Here is a 19,146-nt window from a genome sequence, read left to right on the forward strand (position 1 = left end):
ATACTATGAGGGGATAAATTTTGAGCGTCAATTCCATATTCTCAGCAAGGTTATATTTTGTGATTTGCTTCATATCCTGCTGCAACACTCACCGGAAAGTGTTCTGGCACGAAAAAAAGAGGGTTGAAAACAAAGGGGAACGGCTGACTGGCTGATTCCGTTATCGATTTTCGCCGGAAGAAGAATGCACACGCGAACAGGCAACGTATTCCATACGGGGAATGGCGGTGTTTTTTGAGGATTTCAGGGACGGGGAAGTATGTGTTTCGTTACCGCAGTGCGCGTTGTGTTGTAGAGGGAAACATAAAAACGCCCGATAGCGTGTTGCTATCGGGCGTGAGGAGATTACGATGCCAGTGAAAGCTGATGTTTCGCGACGTACTCCGCCAGCCACTGGGTCATGCGGGACTGCTGTTCGGCGTTGAGCCACATCCCTTCTTTGGTACGACGCCACAGCGCATCGTCTGCACGGCGAACCCATTCGTGGTCTACCAGATATTTCAGCTCTGCTTCGTAGAACTCATGGCCGAAATCTTCGCCTAAATCCGCGACAGAGGTGGCTTCGCCGAGAATCCACTCTGTGTTGCTTCCGTAGGTGCGTGAGTAATGGCGCGCCAGCGATTCTGTCAGGAACGGATAACGACGGCGCAGTCTCGCCGCGTAGTCTTCGCGATCGCCACCGATTTCACCGCCTGGCAGCACGCAGTCTTTGGTCCATGCCGGGCCAATGCCCTGATAGTACGACGACAGTTTCTCCATCGCGTGCTCGGCGAGCTTACGGTAGGTGGTCAGTTTACCGCCGAAGACAGAAAGCAGCGGCGCTTTGCCATTTTCATCATGAATATCCAGCGTGTAATCGCGGGTGATGGCCTGTGGTGAATCCGACTCGTCGTCGCACAGCGGGCGCACACCGGAATAGGTCCAGACGATATCGTCACGACCAAGCTGTTTCTTAAAGTGCGCGTTATAGACTTTCAACAGGTAATTGATTTCGCTTTCGTCGATTTTTACCGCTTTCGGATCGCCTTTGTACTCGACGTCGGTGGTGCCGATGATGGAGAACTCATCCATCCACGGAATAACAAACACAATGCGTTTATCTTCGTTTTGCAGAATGTAGGCTTGTTTCTGGGTATGGACGCGCGGCACCACGATGTGGCTGCCTTTGATCAGGCGAATACCGTATGGCGAAGGCAGATGCATACCTTCGTCGAAAAATTCTTTCACCCACGGACCCGTGGCGTTGACCAGCCCACGCGCCTGCCAGGTGAATGTCTTACCGGTATCGATATCTTCGGCTTCGACGATCCACAGACCGTTTTCGCGACGCGCAGAGGTTGCACGAGTGCGGGTTAACACTTCCCCACCTTTTCGCACCACCATCTGGGCATTGGCCAGCACCAGACGCGCATCGTCGACCCAGCAGTCGGAATATTCGAAACCGCGCACAATTTCCGGTTTCAGTACCGACTCTGCGCCAAAACGCAAACCGGCAGAACCCGGTAAGCTGGTGCGTTTACCTAAATGATCGTACATAAACAGACCAATACGAATCATCCATGCCGGACGCAGGTGAGGGCGATGCGGCAGGCGAAAGCGCATTGGGAAGGCAATATGTGGGGCCATTTTCAGCAGCACTTCGCGTTCAGCCAGCGCTTCGCTCACCAGCCGGAATTCGTAGTGTTCCAGGTAGCGCAAGCCACCGTGGATGAGTTTAGAACTGGCAGAGGAGGTTGCGCACGCAAGATCTTGCGCTTCCAGCATCAGCACGGATAAACCGCGTCCAGCGGCATCTGCCGCGATACCGGCACCGTTGATGCCTCCCCCTATCACAATCAGATCTTTGGTTTCCATGCTGCCCTCGTGCGCTTTCGTTATGGCTCATAAATGTTCGTTATCGAGCATAATAGCAAAGAAACGCTCCATTGGTAACATCGAATAAACAATTTACAGTGATACATATAACATTATGGCGTTTCACTCCCATGGGGACGTACACTAACGGATAAAATGCCGAAAACGTTTCACCTGCACGATAAAGAAGAGAATGTATGGATCAGTTTGAATGTATTAATGTTGAAGAAGCGCACCAGAAGCTGCATCAGGGCGCGGCGGTACTGGTGGATATCCGCGATCCACAAAGTTATGCGATGGGGCATGCTCCCCAGGCATTTCACCTGACGAACGACACGCTGGGCTCGTTTATGCGCGATCACGATTTCGATACGGCGGTTTTGGTCATGTGCTACCACGGCAACAGCAGCAAAGGCGCGGCGCAATATTTGCTTCAGCAAGGCTATGACGCGGTCTACAGCGTAGACGGCGGATTTGACGCCTGGCATCGCCATTTCCCTGCCGAAGTGGCATACGGTTCGTCTTTGTAGCCAACAAAGATGCAGCTTGAAATAAGAAGGGTATATATACTGTCCTCTTTTGTATGGATTAAGCGACAGCAACCATGTTGATGATTACCTCTTTTGCTAACCCCCGCGTGGCACAGGCCTTTGTTGATTACATGGCGACGCAGGGCGTTATCCTGACCATTCAACAACATCATCAAAGCGATGTCTGGCTGGCGGATGAAACGCAGGCCGAACGTGTGCATGCTGAGCTGGCGCGTTTTATGGAGAACCCTGGCGATCCGCGCTATCTCGCGGCCAGCTGGCAGTCCGGTCATACTGGTAGTGGGCTGCGTTATCGCCGCTTCCCGTTTATTGCCACACTGCGTGAGCGTGCCGGCCCGGTCACCTGGCTGATTATGGCGGCCTGTATTCTGGTATTTATCGTCATGAATATCGTTGGCGATCAAACCGTAATGGTGTGGCTGGCCTGGCCGTTTGACCCATCATTACAGTTTGACGTCTGGCGCTACTTCACTCACGCCTTCATGCACTTTTCGCTGATGCATATCCTCTTCAACCTGCTGTGGTGGTGGTATCTTGGCGGTGCGGTTGAAAAACGTTTAGGCAGCGGCAAACTGATAGTGATTACGGTCATCAGCGCCCTACTGAGCGGATATGTGCAGCATAAGTTTAGCGGCCCGTGGTTCGGCGGGCTTTCCGGCGTCGTTTATGCGCTGATGGGTTACGTCTGGCTGCGTGGCGAGCGCGATCCGCAAAGCGGAATCTACCTGCAGCGCGGGCTGATTATTTTCGCGCTGATTTGGATCGTCGCCGGATGGTTTGATTTGTTTGGGATGTCGATGGCCAATGGCGCACATATCGCCGGGCTGGCAGTTGGGTTGGCAATGGCGTTCGCGGATACGTTAAATGCGCGAAAACGAACATAGTTCCAGGGAATAACAATGAAACAAACACAACGACATGATGCAATCATTGAGCTGGTAAAAAAACAGGGATACGTCAGTACTGAAGAGCTGGTGGAGCATTTCTCCGTTAGCCCACAAACGATTCGCCGGGATCTCAATGACCTGGCCGATCAAAACATGATTCTGCGTCATCACGGTGGCGCGGCGCTACCGTCCAGTTCCGTCAACACACCGTGGCACGATCGTAAAGCCACGCAGACGGCGGAAAAAGAGCGTATTGCGCGTAAAGTTGCCTCGCAGATCCCTAACGGTTCAACGCTGTTTATTGATATCGGGACCACGCCCGAGGCGGTGGCGTACGCGCTACTCGACCACAGCAATTTACGTATTGTGACCAACAACCTCAACGTGGCGAACACGCTGATGGTAAAAGAGGATTTTCGCATTATTCTCGCGGGTGGTGAACTTCGCAGTCGGGACGGCGGTATTATTGGCGAAGCGACGCTCGACTTTATTTCTCAGTTCCGCCTGGACTTCGGCATTCTGGGGATCAGCGGCATCGACAGTGACGGCTCGCTGCTGGAATTCGACTATCACGAGGTGCGTACCAAGCGCGCAATTATTGAGAATTCCCGCCACGTCATACTGGTGACGGATCATTCGAAGTTTGGCCGTAATGCGATGGTGAATATGGGCAGTATCAGTCTGGTGGATGCGGTATATACCGATGCTCTGCCACCAGCAGGGGTAATGAAGGTGATCACCGATAACCATATTCAACTGGAACTGTGCTAAAGGTACTGCATGTCCCCGGTGTGCCGGGGACATGCAGACGACACGCTTACAGACGTTCAACAATCACGGCGATCCCCTGACCACCGCCGATACACAGCGTTGCCAGCCCGGTGGTTTTATTGCGCTGCTGCAACGCGTGAACCAGCGTTACCAGAATCCGTGCGCCGCTTGCGCCAATTGGATGCCCCAGCGCGATCGCGCCGCCATTGACGTTCACTTTCTCTTCCGGGAAATTGAGTTCGCGAGCAACCCCCAGATACTGTGCGGCAAAGGCTTCGTTGGCTTCGATTAAATCCAGATCGCTGACGGTCATTTTGGCTTTTTCCAGCGCCCGTTTTGTCGCTGGAATTGGCCCAAGTCCCATCATACTGGCATCCACCCCAGCCGAAGCCCAGCTCTTCAGGCGCGCCAACGGCGTAATCCCATGCGCACGCGCAGCGCGTTCTGACATCAGGACCAGCGTCGCCGCCGCATCATTGATGCCGGAGGCATTGCCTGCAGTGACTGTCCCCGTACTTTCAAAGGCCGGACGCAGTTTCGCCAGCGAACTGGCATCGGTCTGTGGACGTGGAAACTCATCGGTATCAAACAGGCAGACCTCTTTTTTACGCTTCAGGGCCACCGGTACGATTTCCTGTCTGAAATAACCGGCGTTAATCGCGGCTATCGCTTTTTGCTGCGATGCCAGCGCTACCTGGTCCTGCTCTTCACGGCTTAAATGATAGTGCCTGGCAATGTTTTCTGCTGTGACCCCCATGTGGTAATCATTGAAGGCGCACCAGAGACCGTCGTGGATCATCACGTCTGTCAGCTCACCGTTGCCCATACGGTATCCCTGGCGCGCACGGGCCAGCAGGTAGGGAGCGGCGCTCATGTTTTCCATCCCGCCGACAATACAGGTCTGATTATCACCACTCAGAATGGACTGCGCCCCCAGCACAACGGTTTTCAGGCCGGAACCGCAGACTTTATTAACCGTGAATGACGGAACGCTCTCCGCCAGGCCTGCGTGATGCGTCACCTGGTGAGCCGGGTTTTGCCCTAATCCGGCCTGCAACACGTTGCCGAGGATCACTTCGTTAATGTTGATATCTGACGGAAGGTCCAGCAGGTTTGCCCGGACACAGATCGCGCCCAGCATTACCGCCGGGACGTCAGCCAGGCTGCCAGCAAATTTACCGATAGGGGTGCGTTTCGCACTCACAATCACAATCGAGTCGTTCATGCCAGAGTCCCCGCAGGCTGCAATGTTTTCAGGTGTGCACAAAGTTGGAAGTTCGCTTCCGTGCGAGCACGAAGTTCATCAAGCGTGATGGTGTCGCTGATTTCATCAAGGATCATTTCGCCGTTCACAAAGCTAAATACGGCGAGTTCGGTGATGACTTTGCTGACCTTGCCGACCGCCGTTAAGGGATAACTGCACTGATGTAACAGCTTCGGTTCGCCATTTTTTGCACAGTGCTCCATCGCAATAATGACTTTTTTCGCTCCTGCCACGAGGTCCATCGCCCCGCCCATACCGGGCACCATTTTGCCCGGAACCATCCAGTTAGCGAGGTTTCCGTGTTCATCGACCTGCAAACCGCCGAGCACGCAGACATCAACATGTCCCCCGCGAATAAGGGCGAAAGAGAAGCAACTGTCGAACATCGCCGCACCAGGGATCATGCCGCAAGGCTGACCGCCTGCATTGACGAGGCTGGCATTCACCTCGTCCAGCGGGCCGAGGCCAAGAAAACCATTTTCTGACTGCAACGTGACCTGAATATCCTCGGCCAGGTAGTTCGCGACCTGCGTTGGCAGGCCAATGCCCAGATTGACGACGTCGCCATCGTGTAATTCCTGCGCCACGCGGCGCGCAATACGTTCTTTTGCATTCATCACTGGGCCTCCACGAACAGATAATCCACCAGCGCACCCGGGGTGATGACGTGTACGGGAGGAATGCTTCCCAGCGCGCCGATGTCGCGGGTTTCGGCCACAACCACATCGGCGGCCAGCGCCATTACCGGGTTGAAGTTTCGGGCGGTCAGGTCATAGGTGAGATTGCCAGCCTCATCGGCATGACTGGCGAGAAGAATGGCGAGGTCGGCGCGCAGAGGTTGTTCCAGCAGCCATTTCTCACCGTTGACCAGTAGCGTTTGTTTATTTTCTTCCACCACCGTGCCCAGCCCGGTTTGCGTAAGGAATCCCCCCAGCCCGGCGCCGCCAGCGCGGATTTGCTCGGCGAGCGTCCCTTGCGGCACTAACTGAACATCGAGCTCTCCGGAAATCATCTTCTTACCGGTTTCCGGGTTGGTACCAATATGAGAGGCGATCACTTTTTTGACCTGGCCATTAGAAATCAGCGGACCAATGCCTTTATCGACAAAAGCGGTGTCATTGCCGATGAGCGTCAACGCTTTTACACCGGAGCGCATAATTTCAGCCACCAGATATTCCGGCGTTCCGACGCCCATAAAGCCGCCAAACATAATGCTCATGCCGTCATGTAATAGTTCGCGGAATTTGTCCGCCGTTATTCTTTTGTTTTGCATAAAGGTGTACTTGCTGTTTTGAAGACAAGGATCCCCCGGCGGAGTAATGAAACCCCGCCGAAGATGGAGATCTTCGTGTCCGAAAAGAATTAAATGGGCATATCCAGCAACGCGGAGCTCAGCCCTTTGCCGTGCATATCCAGCGCCAGCGAGCGAGTAACGCCACCGCCCAGCGCTTTATGCATCACGAAATTTAGAGCGCCGAGTTCCGGTAATTCATAGCGAATCACCTCGCCCTGTACAATATCGCCAAACCAGGCTTTGACTCTTTCGGCGGTGACTTGTTCTGCCAGTATGGAATAATCTTCCGGACGCCAGGCAATTAAGGAAATATTGGAAATATTTCCTTTATCTCCGGTACGGGAATGCGCTATTTCACGTAATTTCATTATTTATTCTCCAGCACGGTAACATGGTGTTGAACGCATTGACGCGGAATAAGGGTGGAGTCCATGGCCAGTATTTCTTTTACCGATTTCATGACACCACCACCGCCCGCAGGTCCGTTGGTATAAAGTGTTTCCACTTCGTTGCCGACGGTGACCGCCTGCGCACGAGTAGCGCAGCGTGCAGCAACACGAGCGCGAACTTCATAGGGCTCGCTGTACTGACCACGCGTTTCACCATGCAGCGCATTGACACCAATGAGGTCGTAACGTGTTTCCTGCGCGTTAAAGTGACAAATCGCGAAGCGCTCACGCACGATGTCGAGAGCGAGACGTCCACGATTTACCGCACTTGGACCGGCGTAGGATATTTCGCCTTCACCGATAAAACCATCCTGATAACCGACAGAAACCTTCAGTGTTTCGGTACGTGGCGCACCCGTCGCGCCGGTAACCCGCACCTCATCCGGGCCGCATTGGCTAAAACGCACATGGCTGAAGTCAGCGACCACGTCAGGAGTGAGATAACGATCCGGCCGGTGGATCTCGTACAGTAGTTGCTCTTTGCAGGTGTCTTCAGTGATCAGTCCGCCAGACCCGGCCACTTTGGTTATGGTGGCGCTGCCATCTTCACTGACCTCAGCCAGTGGGAAACCGAGGTGTGCCAGATGAGGAACATCCTTCACCCCCGGATCGGCGTAATATCCGCCGGTGATTTGCCCGGCGCACTCCAGAAGATGACCGATACAGGTCCCCATGCCCAGGTGATGCCAGTCATCAGCGGCCCAGTTGAACTTATGCATCATCGGTGCAAGAAAAAGCGACGGGTCGGCGACGCGTCCGGCAATCACCACATCTGCATCGGACTCAAGTGCTTCCAGTAACCCCGCCGCGCCTAAATACGCGTTTGCGGAAAGTAAGGTTTTTTCAAAGCGAGAGATGGGAACACAGGCTTCGTCCAGCGTCAGGTCCATCGACTGTATGAGCGACAACACGTCATCACCCGTGACCACCGCGACTTTCAGGCCATGTAAACCCAGTTCCTGGGCAATCTTCAACACCGCTTTTCCGGCGGCGAGCGGGTTGGCGGAACCCATGTTAGAGATGATCCGCATACTTTTGGCGTGACAGGTCGGTAACACCGCGCGCATCCGCGCTTCGAGCAGTTCGTTATAGCCTTTGTTCGGATCCTGCTGCTTCTGTTTTTGTCCAATGGCGATAGTGCGCTCTGCCAGACATTCAAACACCAGGTAATCCAGTTCCCCTTTTTCGGCCAGTTCAACCGCAGGCTCAATGCGGTCACCTGCGTAGCCTGCTCCGGAACCAATTCGAATGGTTTTCATTTTTATTTCCTTAATTCTTAACAAGAAATGTGCTGTTAAATCGGGAAGACGCCGGTGAGGGCCGCAGCAAAGGTCATAATGACGCTAGCTGCCCACAGGACCGGGATGGAGAATTTTTGGTGATCCGCGAGGTCGACACCGGCAAGACTGACCAACAGGAAGGTCGCGGGAGTCAGTGGACTGACCGGGAAGCCGGTGGTCATCTGACCGAGCACCGATGCCTGAGCAACCTGAATGGCAGGGATACCCATAATGTCCACGGTATGCGCGACGACAGGCATAATGCCGAAGTAGTAAGAGTCTGGATCGAAAATCAACGACAACGGCATCGAGATCAAACCGACGATGAACGGAATATGGGATGCCAGTGCCGCAGGCATAAACTCTACCGCCGCATGAGACATGGCTTTCAGCATGCCAGCACCGCCCATGATTCCGGTAAATGCCCCTGCCGCGAACAGGATACTGGCCATCATCAGCGCCGCTTTTGCGTGGGCATTGATCCGTTCTTTCTGCATTTCAACATTCGGATAGTTGATCATCAACGCCAGTGTCAGGGCGATCATGAAGGCAACGGTGGGGGAGATGCGGGTGAACACCATTGTGCCGATCACGGCAATAACCAGCGCGATATTTACCCAGAAAAGATGTGGACGACGCAGGACTTTTTCCTGCTCGGTCAGTTCCTTATGATGCGAAAAATCACCTGCGGCCGCAGCAAAGTGGGCGGCGCCAAGGCGTTTCTCTTCGCGTTTACCCCAGTACCAACCCATGATGACCATAAAGGTCAGGCCCGCGAGCTGTGCTGGAATTAACGGAATAAAGAGGTCATGGGTGGTGACGTTCAATGCGGCCGAGGCGCGAATCATCGGCCCGGTCCAGGGTAAAAAGTTGACCCCGGCGCTGAGCGCAACAATACCAAGTAAGATCCGTTTGTCCATACCGAGGCGATTGAACAGCGGCAGCATGGTGGGGACAGTGATTAAGAAGGTCACCGCGCCATTACCGTCAAGGTGGGCGATGAGTGCCAGAAGGCCCGTACCAATGATGATTTTAACCGGGTTGGTTCCTACGAATCGCAATATACCGCGTACGATAGGGTCAAACATCCCGGCATCCGTCACAACGCCAAAAAAAGCGATCGCAAAGACGAACATCGCCGCCATCGGGGCCAGTTTTGTGATGCCTTCGACCACATATTTTGCGGTATCTGTTCCGCAACCTGCAGCCAGCGCGCCAATCACCGGAATAACGATCAGGGCAACCAGAGGCGACATCCTTTTGGACATGATAAAAAATAATAAGGTGGCTATAGTAAGCACACCTATTAGCGCCAGCATGAGTTTCTCCTTAATATTTTTATAAACTTATATGCTTCGAATGTATAAAAGTAAATACAATGTTAATTGTGTTCAGAGGGATATATGTTTTATCAGTGCATTAGTTTTTATCACAGTGCACCGGATGGTACTAATTTGTAAATCCAATGAAGTCATTTGTTGTAAGGGTTAATGCGACTATTTGAGATAAAAATAACGCTATAGCTAATTTGCTTAAATATATAAATCACTTTATAAACATAGGGTTGTTATGTATATTGAGTGTGTTTTTCTTAAAAAACTTTAGTGGCGATAGGGCAGTGAATAGAAATTAAATTGCGGTTATTGTGGGGTGGGTCATAAAAAGAAATTAACTGCCTTTTATTCATTTTAAAAACCGATAAGATAATTAATGATTTCGATGGCAGGAGAAGGAAATGAATCTATCGATTAAACAACTCAGGGCATTTTTAATATTAAGCGAGGCTGATAGTTTTACTCAGGCAGCCCGGCGGTTTAACCTTTCTCAGCCCGCGTTTAGTACCCTGATTGCATCACTGGAAGAGGAGATTGGCTACCGGCTATTCGACAGAGATACACGGCGCGTGTTGCTGAATGCGGATGGCATTCATTTTCTCGATCTGGCGCGCAAGATTGTGCAGAGCCATGATGATGCCGTGGGCGAAATCAAAGACCGGGTAGCGGGTAATAATAACGATATCACCCTTGCGGTGTTGCCTTCGCTGGCAGTGGAATGGCTACCTGAAATACTGGTGAAATACAGTAAGAGGGTGCCGCAAAGTAATGTGAAACTGATCGACACCCAGTGGGATCGCTGTCTGAAGGCATTACTTGATGGTCAGGCGGACATGGCATTAACCGCCGGGCAACCCTCGTTGACCACGTTCGATTCAACGTTATTGTTCTCGGATAAATTTTATCTGCTCTGTCATCGCGAACATCCACTGGCACAACAATCTTCGGTATCGCTCAGTCAGGTTTGCGATTATCCCTTTATTGGTTTCAGTGTCGGCACCAGCATTCGGCAGTACACCGATAAGCTCTGCGAAAATCTGGCCATGAGCTTTAATTATCAACTGGAAGTGCGCCAACTCACCACGATGATGGGCCTGATTGCCGCCAACTACGGGATCAGCATTACGACTGGATTAACGCTGTTCCAGTTCAACCATAAAGATATCGTGATTTTACCGTTTGAAGATTTAGCACTGGAGCGGGCAATCTATCTGGTGACGCCGAAGGGGCGACATCTCGCGCCTGGCGTCGCGTCGTTTGCGGAATTCATTACCTGCCAGGCGCACCAGTTCGCGTCAGAACATATGTGATGTAAACACCCGCGAAAGACCGGCTTGCTACACCCCATAACCCATCATTTTCAGCAGCCGCTGCGCGTGTTGGACCGCATCCTGACGGTGCGCCACGCCCAGTTTTTGATACAAATTACGGATATGCGTCTTGATGGTGGTCGCCGCTACCGCCAGTTCGCCAGCGATTTGCTCGTTGCTGTAGCCGGAGTAGATAAGCCCCAGCACCTGCCATTCGCGCTGCGTCAGCGGACTGGTGCGGATTAGCTCTGGTACTTCCGGGTGGTTCAGCAGGCGCTCAACAAAGCTTTCGTCAAAGTGGGCGAACTTGTGGCGGTGATGCTGGTTGATCTCACGCAGAATGCGCTGCGCGCGGTGTTGGTCCAGTTCCGGCAGCGTATTCAGTTGAATAAGCTGGCGTAGTTGCTGCGCCATCGACTCGCCTTCAATCACGAAATGGCTGATGAATCCGGTGCGATTGGCTAATTGCAGGGCATCAAGCAGCACGCGCTGCGCGTCATTTTTGCGCCCGGCCTGCCAGTAAAGTTGGTTGAGCAGCAGCAGGTTACGGTTAAGATCGCTCATCAGGCGCAGACTGCGCGCATTTTCATTCAGCTCTTCGAGTACGATCTCTGCGGGTTCAAATTCGCCCAGCAGAATTTGCGCTCTGGCGATATTACGCCACTGGCCTTGCAGGAAGTGGTTATTGGCAAACTCCGGTTTCGGCGTCTGGCGCAGCCAGTTGGCGGCCGACTTTTTATCGCCGACCATTTGCCAGTAGATCACCCGAACTTTATCGGCGTTTGAGATCCAGTCGCTATGGTAGTGACCGTTGCCCAGCAGATTCTCCAGGCGGTTGAGATGGCTGCGGGCATTGTCCAGATCGCCACGGGCCAGCGAGCACTGCACCAACAGCGCCAGACACTGTAATTGTTGCTGCGGCTGAAAGGCGGAAAGCACTTCGATACCGCTGCGCGCAGAGGCTTCCGCTTCATCCAGTCGCGCCCACGCCCACAGCAGTTGGGCACGAATGCGCACCAGAAATTCGTGCATGGGCAACTGTTCCAGATGCTGATCTTTAATCAACTGGAACGCTTTCTCCTGGGTTTCCCAGGCGGCCTGCAAGAATCCCTGGGCAAAGAGGATTTCACTCTGCTGGATCAAACTCCAGAGCGCGTAGTGCCAGACATCATGATGACGCGCCATCTGTTCGGTCTGCTGCATCAGCGTTAAGGAGCGAGAGAGATCCCCCTTACAGTGCAGCACTTCGCCGTGCACCGAGGTTGCAACAATACGGCTGTAATACAAGGCGATGGGCAACTCATCCAGCGCCAGTTTCGCCAGGCGTTCAGCCTCATCGGGATTGCCGTCGTTGATCGCCACCTGAGCGCGGAGCGCGTTAAACTCGGCATGCAGCGTGCTGTCCATCACGCCCTGAATCTCTTGTTCGGCACGGGCCAGCAGGGTGTTTACTTCGCTGTAGCGATGCTGGCTCTGCATCAGCCAGGCCTGTAACAACACCAGACGCGGGTTTTCCAGCAGGCTTTCCCACGGCAGCGCTTTTAGTGACTCTTCCAGCAGCGCCAGTTCGCTGTGGTTAAACAATCCCCACGCGTGGTTAAGCAAAATATCGCGCAGCATATGCGCATCGCCGGCCGCCAGCGCATGGTGGATGGCTTCGCTGGGGAAACCCTGCGCCATCCAGCTTTCCGCTGCGGCGCGATGGATATCAGGTAACTCGGTCGCCAGTTCCCACTGGCAGCGCTGGCGCAGGAAACTGCCAAACAGCGGGTGATAACTGAACCATTCGCCGGAGTCATCCATCCGTTGCAGGAAAAGCCCTTGCCGCTCGATCTCTTCCAGCCGCATCTGACCATTTTCTTCGCCGGTTACACGTACAATCAGCGCATCGTTCATTGACCGTAAAACTGCACTTTTCAGCAGGAAAAGGCGGGTGCTGACATCGACGCTGTCCAGCACTTCATCGACCAGATAATCTGAAAGATGGCTGGCGTTAATTCCCGCCAGACGGCGTGCCGACTGATGCGCAGAGTGGTTGTTTTGCCGCGCAGAGAGGGCGATGAGCTGTAATGCGGTCGCCCAGCCTGCCACATCGTCACACATCCGGCTGCTTTCGGCGGCTTCGATGGGGGAGGATAAGCGGCGGTCAAAAAACTGTTTGGCTTCCTGATGATTAAAGGCTAGTTGCTGACTGCCTATCTCCAGAAGCTGGTCGCGCACGCGCAGGTTGGCAATCCCCAACTGCGGTAAATTACGCGACAGTACCACCAGCGTGAGATTTTCAGGCTGATGACGCAGGAAGAAGCGCATGGACTCATGAATCACCGGATTAGTGATCAGATGGTAATCGTCGATGACCAGATACAGCGGGCGATGCCATTCCGCCAGCTCAATAAAGAGCTGCGCAAAAAGCGAAGTCAGACTGACATACTGCCGTTTTTGCACCATCACTTCGCTGGTGGTGCAATGACCGTTAGTGGCCTGCTGTACCGCGGCAATCAGATAGCTGGCAAAACGCTCCTGCTGGTTGTCGCCCTCATCCAGTGAGTACCAGCCGAGTTCACTTTTCCCGGCGGCCCATTGTGAAATGAGCGTAGTCTTCCCATAACCTGCAGGACTTGTGATCAGGGCCAGCCTGAAATTGTTCGCGCCGGAAAGTTTAGCCAACAGGCGCTCACGGACCACTGTATGGTCGAGACGAACCGGACGACTTAGTTTGGACGGAATCAACATAGTTAACACTTCACTGTGGAAAATGGGGGACTGCGATTTTTTTTGCGCTTCGTAATTAATAGATATAAGGTCGGCCAGATTAGGAACTTTTGCAAGGTATGTCCGGTAATGAACCGCCTTAATTTGCACTACATCACAAATTTATCTGATGGATAACCTCTACTGGATACGGTTGGCGGAGGGGATGCCGGGGTATTTACTTTTGCTGAAGAGTCCTGACACTTTGTATAGGCTTACGATCCTCTCTGTGACAGGCGAAATTGTAACTTACCGTGATAAAATTTTTACCGACAAAGGGTAATCAAAAGGTGAGGATGTTATCGATATAAAAAAAGGTAATCTTATTCTCGTTATTATTAGCAGTTTCTATGACTGCTCCTACCAGAAACTACGATTATCAACAAGGGTTTCGCAAAGCTTAACATCAGTCACATGATAATCATGAAGGTTGTCCTGTGGGCAGGAGTGATATGACGATACCAGAAATAAAAGCAGGACAATAAAGTTTGCAATAAAGCCGATAGCAAAAAAGAGCGCGCCAGTGCCCAGCACCCAGACTTCAAAAGGATCAGGAAGGGCTTTGTATTGCAAATCATTGCTGAATAAAACCCGTACCATAGCAAAGGTTGTATACAACATTAACGGTATTCCACTTATTAGTAAGCACGTATGGTGATATGTGATTACATCACCCATTCTTATCAAAGATAAGAAATCGGTCATTACATTACCAAATATTAATGCATAAAGCATGCTAAGGAGGAAGGTAATTAATAAAAGGCACATTAACCGCTTAAATAATTTTTTCATAAGACCTCCTTAAAATGAGCGATTAAAAAAACTACGATTATCAACAAGGGTTTCGCAAAGTTTTATATCGATCACATGATAATCATGAAGGTTGTCCTGCGGGCAGGAATGGTAGGAAAGTGCCAGCAAGGAGAAATGGCACAATAAAGTTAGCAATAAAACCGATAATAAAAGATATGACAACAATAAAGCTCACTGGCGTTTCTATTGATGCAGGAATACTGGAATGTACATCTTTACTAAATAAAGCCATAATGCATAAAATTAATGCTAAAATGAGTGCCGGTGCGCCGCCAAGCACAATGCATGTTTTATTGTAGCTGATAACATCCCCCATTCTTATCAAGGATAAAAAATCAGTCATTATTCTGCCAAATAACAAGAAATGTAGGATCCCGAGGAGAGAAATAATTAGTGCAATGGCGACAAGTCGCAGATGAATGTTTTTCATGTTGTCATTCTTAAAATGAATAGAAGTTTGGGGAGTTAAATCCATAATCATAATTCCTGTGATTATGTATATAATCGCGTAATGTAATTTTTAAATTCTTTGAAAGGCCAATTTCGTCATCAATAATATTTAATCCGATATTCAGAGCCAGGCCCAGGGCAACGAGGATGGTACCAGTAACAATTACTGGAGCACTAAATAAAACCAATAGGCCTGTAATCGCAACCCCAATCACAACCCCCGACACTACCGCTTTAGCCATGTCCATTGAAATATCGACCAGAAAATCCACCATCTGATAATCTGATTTAAAAATCAATTCGATGGCTCGCCAGGCCAGATAAAAATAGAGGCAATATCTGACACCACTGCTGATACTGTTGTAAAGCCCACGTTTACCGATGGCCATTTCCAGTATTTGCGGATGCCTGGCACCGTAGCGGGTCCCGTTAAGAATACGGCGTAACGCAGGGTATCCCGTAATTTTTATATAGGCTTTGCCGCCCACGTTGTACTCGATCGCTTTTATTTTTAATACAGTAAAGTTAAAAACCAATTCGTTAGCCGGGTTGTAATATGTTGTGAGCTTAGACAGACTGCGAAAGGCATCCAGTCCATCTTTCATATTCCCGGGTGCTGCGAGGTACGAAAAAAACTGATCAATTCCTCCCATTAAGTCATCCACGACTTGCTGTGCTTCTTCTATCGTCAACAGGAGGATATGGTGGTGTTGTGTGATGAATGATCCATCCATAAAAGCCATATCGCGCTGCACAGGGTTCATTGAACTCCAGTGGATGTCTGCTGAGCCGCGCAGCGGATCGCCATCGGGATGACGTGAAGTGTTCTCGTACAACGAAGAAGAGGGACGATGACGCATGCTATTTCCTTATATATGTTATTCAGACTCAGAAGAGTCGGTCGCTCCAAAAGCTAAATGCGCTGGTGCTCGCCATACAGTGTTCCCAACTGATGGATTCATACGTAAAACAAACACGTTCCTGTGCTTCGTTTCCATTTTCAATAATATTATGTGGCACAATTATTTTGATGTTAGAAATATGAGCTTTGAATAATTTAATTTTATAGTAGATCTCCTGTTGACCTCCTGGATTAACGCGATACAGGTCGAGTTCACACTCAAGCGTTTCGTTATCGTTGATGGCTTTGCTGAGTAACGGCGACGAACGGTCAACGGGCTTAATTATTTGCAATTCATGATGACAAACATTTTGTTGCCGTGATGTTTCATGTTCAAGTGCGTAAATCATTATCTGATCAATATGACGGGTTTGAGATTTATTACCTATTGAACTCCGGGAGCCGCACTGCGCTGATATATCTCCCTGAATCTCTCCTGTCAGCGTGAGCCAGGATAAATGGGACATATTATTTCCTTTTAATTTATTAGTGGTGATAATATATTAAAATACAATAAAATTAGTGTGCGCTTGTATTATTGTCATTTCAACTGGTTTTGTTTTTATATGGACTTGAAACCAGAGAGATTCTTCATACCCGCGTTATATCATTTCTTCCCTGATTCTGTGATTAGAGCCAGGTAAAATATAAAAATGGTTTAAAATAAGTGAATGACTGTGAACTGAACAGTCGGGTGCGGTACGCGAGAGTGGCACCGATCACACTTTTACGCTCATCCCCACTACTCCTCCCCGCCTAATCAAGAGTGGGATGAGGAAGGTCAACATTGAGCCTGGCAAACTAGCGATAACGTTGTTTTTTACCAAAGGACCCGGAATTCCTATGTCACAGCCAACCTTCAATCAAGAGCAATTTCAGGCAGCCCTGACACGTCAGTGGCAGCGTTTCGGTTTACTGTCAGCTCACGAGATGACGTCCCGTCAATGGTGGCACGCCGTCAGCGGCGCGCTGGCGGAACTTCTCAGTGCCCAACCTGTGGCGAAACCGGCGAAAAATCAGCGCCATGTGAACTACATCTCGATGGAGTTCCTGATTGGTCGTCTGACGGGGAATAATCTGCTTAACCTGGGCTGGTATCAGGCGGTGAGCGATGCGCTGAAAGCGTACGACGTCCAGCTGACCGATTTGCTGGAAGAAGAGATCGACCCGGCGCTGGGCAACGGAGGATTAGGGCGTCTTGCCGCCTGCTTCCTGGACTCAATGGCGACCGTGGGTCAATCTGCCACCGGTTATGGTCTGAACTATCAGTACGGCCTGTTCCGTCAATCCTTTGCCGACGGCCAGCAAATGGAAGCGCCGGATGACTGGCATCGCGGCAGCTATCCGTGGTTCCGTCATAACGAGCAGCTTGATGTGCAGGTGGGTATTGGCGGTAAGGTGACAAAAGGCGGTCACTGGGAACCCGGCTTTGTGATTACCGGGCAGGCGTGGGATCTGCCGGTGCTGGGCTACCGTAACGGCGTGGCGCAACCGCTGCGTCTGTGGCAGGCCACTCACGCTCATCCGTTTAACCTGACCAAATTTAATGACGGTGATTTTCTGCGTGCGGAACAGCAGGGGATTGACGCCGATAAACTGACCAAAGTGCTTTACCCGAACGATAACCACACGGCGGGTAAGAAGCTGCGTCTGATGCAGCAATACTTCCAGTGCGCCTGTTCAGTGGCAGACATTCTGCGTCGTCATCATCTGGCTGGCCGCAAACTGCATGAGCTGGCGGATTACGAAGTCATTCAACTGAACGATACCCATCCGACAATTGCGATTCCGGAACTGCTGCGCGTGCTGCTTGACGAGCATCAGATGAGCTGGGACGACGCCTGGGCGATCACCAGCAAAACGTTCGCCTATACCAACCATACCCTGATGCCAGAAGCGCTGGAGTGCTGGGATGAGAAGCTGGTGAAAGCGCTGCTGCCGCGTCATATGCAGATCATCAAAGAGATTAACGATCGCTTTAAGACGCTGGTCGATAAAACCTGGCCTGGCGACAAGCAGGTTTGGGCAAAGCTGGCGGTGGTTCACGACAAACAGGTGCGCATGGCGAACATGTGCGTCGTCAGCGGCTTTGCGGTCAACGGCGTTGCCGCACTGCACTCCGATCTGGTGGTGAAAGATCTGTTCCCGGAATATCACCAACTGTGGCCGAACAAGTTCCATAACGTGACCAACGGCATCACGCCGCGTCGCTGGATCAAACAGTGCAACCCGGAACTGGCTGCGCTGTTTGATAAAACGCTGAAGAAAGAGTGGGCGAACGATCTCGATCAGTTGATCAATCTTGAGAAGTACGCTGATGATGCTAAATTCCGCAAGACCTGGCGTGATATCAAGCAGGCCAATAAGGTACGTCTGGCTGAGTTTGTGAAAGTTCGTACTGGGATTGAGATTAACCCGCAGGCGATTTTCGATATTCAGATTAAGCGTCTGCACGAATACAAACGTCAGCACCTGAACCTGCTGCATATCCTGGCGTTGTATAAAGAGATTCGCGAAAACCCGCAGGCCGATCGCGTTCCGCGCGTCTTCCTGTTCGGCGCGAAGTCGGCTCCGGGTTACTACCTGGCGAAAAACATCATCTTTGCCATTAACAAGGTGGCGGAAACCATTAATAACGACCCGAACGTCGGCGACAAACTGAAAGTGGTGTTCCTGCCGGATTACTGCGTGTCAGCGGCAGAAATGCTGATTCCGGCGGCGGATATCTCCGAGCAGATCTCCACAGCGGGGAAAGAAGCTTCTGGCACCGGCAACATGAAGCTGGCGCTCAACGGCGCACTGACGGTCGGCACGCTGGACGGTGCGAACGTAGAAATCGCCGAGAAAGTGGGTGATGAGAATATCTTTATCTTTGGGCATACCGTGGAACAGGTGAAGGCGCTGAAAGCCAAAGGCTACGATCCGCTGAAATGGCGCAAAAAGGATAAAGTGCTCGATGCCGTGCTGAAAGAGCTGGAGAGCGGTAAGTTCAGCGCCGGCGATAAGCATGCCTTTGATCAGATGCTGCACAGCATAGGCAAACAGGGGGGCGATCCGTATCTGGTGATGGCGGACTTTGCGGCCTACGTTGAGGCGCAGAAACAGGTGGATGTGTTGTATCGTGACCAGGAGGCCTGGACGCGTGCGGCGATCCTGAACTCCGCACGCTGCGGTATGTTCAGCTCGGATCGCTCCATTCGCGATTATCAGACCCGAATCTGGCAGGCGAAACGCTAA

At 51.5% G+C, this 19,146-nt stretch carries 17 protein-coding genes; 5 read left to right on the forward strand and 12 right to left on the reverse strand.

The genetic code is table 11. The features are described 5' to 3' along the window. Window positions 1-345: 345 nt before the first annotated feature. Complete coding sequence (gene glpD, locus HVZ37_RS01640) at window positions 346-1,854, reverse strand: glycerol-3-phosphate dehydrogenase (protein ID WP_044253534.1); 1,509 nt, start codon at window positions 1,852-1,854, stop codon at window positions 346-348. Window positions 1,855-2,051: 197 nt separating this feature from the next. Between glpD and glpE the strand changes: the two genes are divergently transcribed. The 3 genes from glpE to HVZ37_RS01655 all read left to right on the forward strand — a co-directional run bounded on the left by glpE (window position 2,052) and on the right by HVZ37_RS01655 (window position 4,063). Further along, a complete protein-coding gene (gene glpE / locus HVZ37_RS01645) occupies window positions 2,052-2,384 on the forward strand; it encodes a thiosulfate sulfurtransferase GlpE (protein ID WP_109739767.1) in 333 nt (110 codons plus the stop codon). 74 nt (window positions 2,385-2,458) lie between these two features. Next, a complete protein-coding gene (glpG, locus tag HVZ37_RS01650; protein ID WP_042998448.1) occupies window positions 2,459-3,289 on the forward strand; it encodes a rhomboid family intramembrane serine protease GlpG in 831 nt (276 codons plus the stop codon). Window positions 3,290-3,304: 15 nt separating this feature from the next. Continuing rightward, the gene (locus HVZ37_RS01655; RefSeq protein WP_044253528.1) at window positions 3,305-4,063 is read left to right on the forward strand and encodes a DeoR/GlpR family transcriptional regulator; all 759 of its coding nucleotides are present in this window, start codon (window positions 3,305-3,307) and stop codon (window positions 4,061-4,063) included. Between the two features lie 46 nt (window positions 4,064-4,109). Here HVZ37_RS01655 and HVZ37_RS01660 read toward each other — a convergent pair whose 3' ends face one another. The 6 genes from HVZ37_RS01660 to HVZ37_RS01685 all read right to left on the reverse strand — a co-directional run bounded on the left by HVZ37_RS01660 (window position 4,110) and on the right by HVZ37_RS01685 (window position 9,669). Next, entirely contained in the window at window positions 4,110-5,288 is a 1,179-nt protein-coding gene (locus HVZ37_RS01660; RefSeq protein WP_181628053.1) for an acetyl-CoA C-acetyltransferase, read from the reverse strand. Further along, window positions 5,285-5,944 (reverse strand): 3-oxoacid CoA-transferase subunit B, encoded by a 660-nt coding sequence (locus HVZ37_RS01665; RefSeq protein WP_042998445.1) that lies wholly within the window; start codon window positions 5,942-5,944, stop codon window positions 5,285-5,287. The genes HVZ37_RS01660 and HVZ37_RS01665 overlap by 4 nt, the downstream gene beginning before the upstream one ends. Beyond that, window positions 5,944-6,600 carry an acetate CoA-transferase subunit alpha gene (gene atoD / locus HVZ37_RS01670; protein WP_181628054.1) on the reverse strand — a complete coding sequence of 219 codons (657 nt, stop codon included), beginning with the start codon at window positions 6,598-6,600 and terminating at the stop codon, window positions 5,944-5,946. Before atoD ends, HVZ37_RS01665 begins: the two co-directional genes overlap by 1 nt. A gap of 89 nt (window positions 6,601-6,689) precedes the next feature. Then, complete coding sequence (locus HVZ37_RS01675; RefSeq protein ID WP_042998443.1) at window positions 6,690-6,989, reverse strand: hypothetical protein; 300 nt, start codon at window positions 6,987-6,989, stop codon at window positions 6,690-6,692. Next, window positions 6,989-8,329, reverse strand: a complete 1,341-nt coding sequence (locus HVZ37_RS01680) for an acyclic terpene utilization AtuA family protein (RefSeq protein WP_181628055.1) — start codon at window positions 8,327-8,329, stop codon at window positions 6,989-6,991. The genes HVZ37_RS01675 and HVZ37_RS01680 overlap by 1 nt, the downstream gene beginning before the upstream one ends. 35 nt (window positions 8,330-8,364) lie before the next feature. Continuing rightward, window positions 8,365-9,669: a citrate:proton symporter gene (locus tag HVZ37_RS01685; protein ID WP_042998441.1), complete on the reverse strand. Its 1,305-nt coding sequence runs from the start codon at window positions 9,667-9,669 to the stop codon at window positions 8,365-8,367. 416 nt (window positions 9,670-10,085) lie between these two features. Here HVZ37_RS01685 and HVZ37_RS01690 point away from each other — a divergent pair, with 416 nt between their 5' ends. Further along, window positions 10,086-10,994, forward strand: coding sequence for a LysR family transcriptional regulator (locus tag HVZ37_RS01690; protein ID WP_042998440.1), 909 nt, complete (start codon window positions 10,086-10,088; stop codon window positions 10,992-10,994). Window positions 10,995-11,021: 27 nt separating this feature from the next. Here the strand turns inward: HVZ37_RS01690 and malT are convergent, their stop codons facing one another. The 5 genes from malT to HVZ37_RS01715 all read right to left on the reverse strand — a co-directional run bounded on the left by malT (window position 11,022) and on the right by HVZ37_RS01715 (window position 16,376). Continuing rightward, window positions 11,022-13,727 (reverse strand): HTH-type transcriptional regulator MalT, encoded by a 2,706-nt coding sequence (malT, locus tag HVZ37_RS01695; protein WP_044253525.1) that lies wholly within the window; start codon window positions 13,725-13,727, stop codon window positions 11,022-11,024. Between the two features lie 378 nt (window positions 13,728-14,105). Then, entirely contained in the window at window positions 14,106-14,537 is a 432-nt protein-coding gene (locus HVZ37_RS01700; protein WP_181628056.1) for a hypothetical protein, read from the reverse strand. A gap of 82 nt (window positions 14,538-14,619) precedes the next feature. Continuing rightward, window positions 14,620-15,033 carry a hypothetical protein gene (locus HVZ37_RS01705; RefSeq protein WP_181628057.1) on the reverse strand — a complete coding sequence of 138 codons (414 nt, stop codon included), beginning with the start codon at window positions 15,031-15,033 and terminating at the stop codon, window positions 14,620-14,622. Continuing rightward, a complete protein-coding gene (locus HVZ37_RS01710; protein WP_181628058.1) occupies window positions 14,999-15,868 on the reverse strand; it encodes a hypothetical protein in 870 nt (289 codons plus the stop codon). Before HVZ37_RS01710 ends, HVZ37_RS01705 begins: the two co-directional genes overlap by 35 nt. Before the next feature lie 28 nt (window positions 15,869-15,896). Beyond that, the gene (locus tag HVZ37_RS01715) at window positions 15,897-16,376 is read right to left on the reverse strand and encodes an Hcp family type VI secretion system effector (protein ID WP_044263814.1); all 480 of its coding nucleotides are present in this window, start codon (window positions 16,374-16,376) and stop codon (window positions 15,897-15,899) included. Window positions 16,377-16,752: 376 nt separating this feature from the next. Here HVZ37_RS01715 and malP point away from each other — a divergent pair, with 376 nt between their 5' ends. Next, entirely contained in the window at window positions 16,753-19,146 is a 2,394-nt protein-coding gene (malP, locus tag HVZ37_RS01720; protein WP_044253517.1) for a maltodextrin phosphorylase, read from the forward strand.

It is taken from the genome of Citrobacter sp. RHB35-C17 (assembly GCF_013816795.1).
GTDB lineage: Bacteria > Pseudomonadota > Gammaproteobacteria > Enterobacterales > Enterobacteriaceae > Citrobacter_A > Citrobacter_A amalonaticus.

What these genes read in the sequence shown, in the direction of transcription:
- glpD (WP_044253534.1), bottom strand. Translation starts at nt 1,854, where the DNA reads ATGGAAACCAAAGATCTGATTGTGATAGGGGGAGGCATCAACGGTGCC.
- glpE (WP_109739767.1), top strand. Translation starts at nt 2,052, where the DNA reads ATGGATCAGTTTGAATGTATTAATGTTGAAGAAGCGCACCAGAAGCTG.
- glpG (WP_042998448.1), top strand. Translation starts at nt 2,459, where the DNA reads ATGTTGATGATTACCTCTTTTGCTAACCCCCGCGTGGCACAGGCCTTT.
- HVZ37_RS01655 (WP_044253528.1), top strand. Translation starts at nt 3,305, where the DNA reads ATGAAACAAACACAACGACATGATGCAATCATTGAGCTGGTAAAAAAA.
- HVZ37_RS01660 (WP_181628053.1), bottom strand. Translation starts at nt 5,288, where the DNA reads ATGAACGACTCGATTGTGATTGTGAGTGCGAAACGCACCCCTATCGGT.
- HVZ37_RS01665 (WP_042998445.1), bottom strand. Translation starts at nt 5,944, where the DNA reads ATGAATGCAAAAGAACGTATTGCGCGCCGCGTGGCGCAGGAATTACAC.
- atoD (WP_181628054.1), bottom strand. Translation starts at nt 6,600, where the DNA reads ATGCAAAACAAAAGAATAACGGCGGACAAATTCCGCGAACTATTACAT.
- HVZ37_RS01675 (WP_042998443.1), bottom strand. Translation starts at nt 6,989, where the DNA reads ATGAAATTACGTGAAATAGCGCATTCCCGTACCGGAGATAAAGGAAAT.
- HVZ37_RS01680 (WP_181628055.1), bottom strand. Translation starts at nt 8,329, where the DNA reads ATGAAAACCATTCGAATTGGTTCCGGAGCAGGCTACGCAGGTGACCGC.
- HVZ37_RS01685 (WP_042998441.1), bottom strand. Translation starts at nt 9,669, where the DNA reads ATGCTGGCGCTAATAGGTGTGCTTACTATAGCCACCTTATTATTTTTT.
- HVZ37_RS01690 (WP_042998440.1), top strand. Translation starts at nt 10,086, where the DNA reads ATGAATCTATCGATTAAACAACTCAGGGCATTTTTAATATTAAGCGAG.
- malT (WP_044253525.1), bottom strand. Translation starts at nt 13,727, where the DNA reads ATGTTGATTCCGTCCAAACTAAGTCGTCCGGTTCGTCTCGACCATACA.
- HVZ37_RS01700 (WP_181628056.1), bottom strand. Translation starts at nt 14,537, where the DNA reads ATGAAAAAATTATTTAAGCGGTTAATGTGCCTTTTATTAATTACCTTC.
- HVZ37_RS01705 (WP_181628057.1), bottom strand. Translation starts at nt 15,033, where the DNA reads ATGGATTTAACTCCCCAAACTTCTATTCATTTTAAGAATGACAACATG.
- HVZ37_RS01710 (WP_181628058.1), bottom strand. Translation starts at nt 15,868, where the DNA reads ATGCGTCATCGTCCCTCTTCTTCGTTGTACGAGAACACTTCACGTCAT.
- HVZ37_RS01715 (WP_044263814.1), bottom strand. Translation starts at nt 16,376, where the DNA reads ATGTCCCATTTATCCTGGCTCACGCTGACAGGAGAGATTCAGGGAGAT.
- malP (WP_044253517.1), top strand. Translation starts at nt 16,753, where the DNA reads ATGTCACAGCCAACCTTCAATCAAGAGCAATTTCAGGCAGCCCTGACA.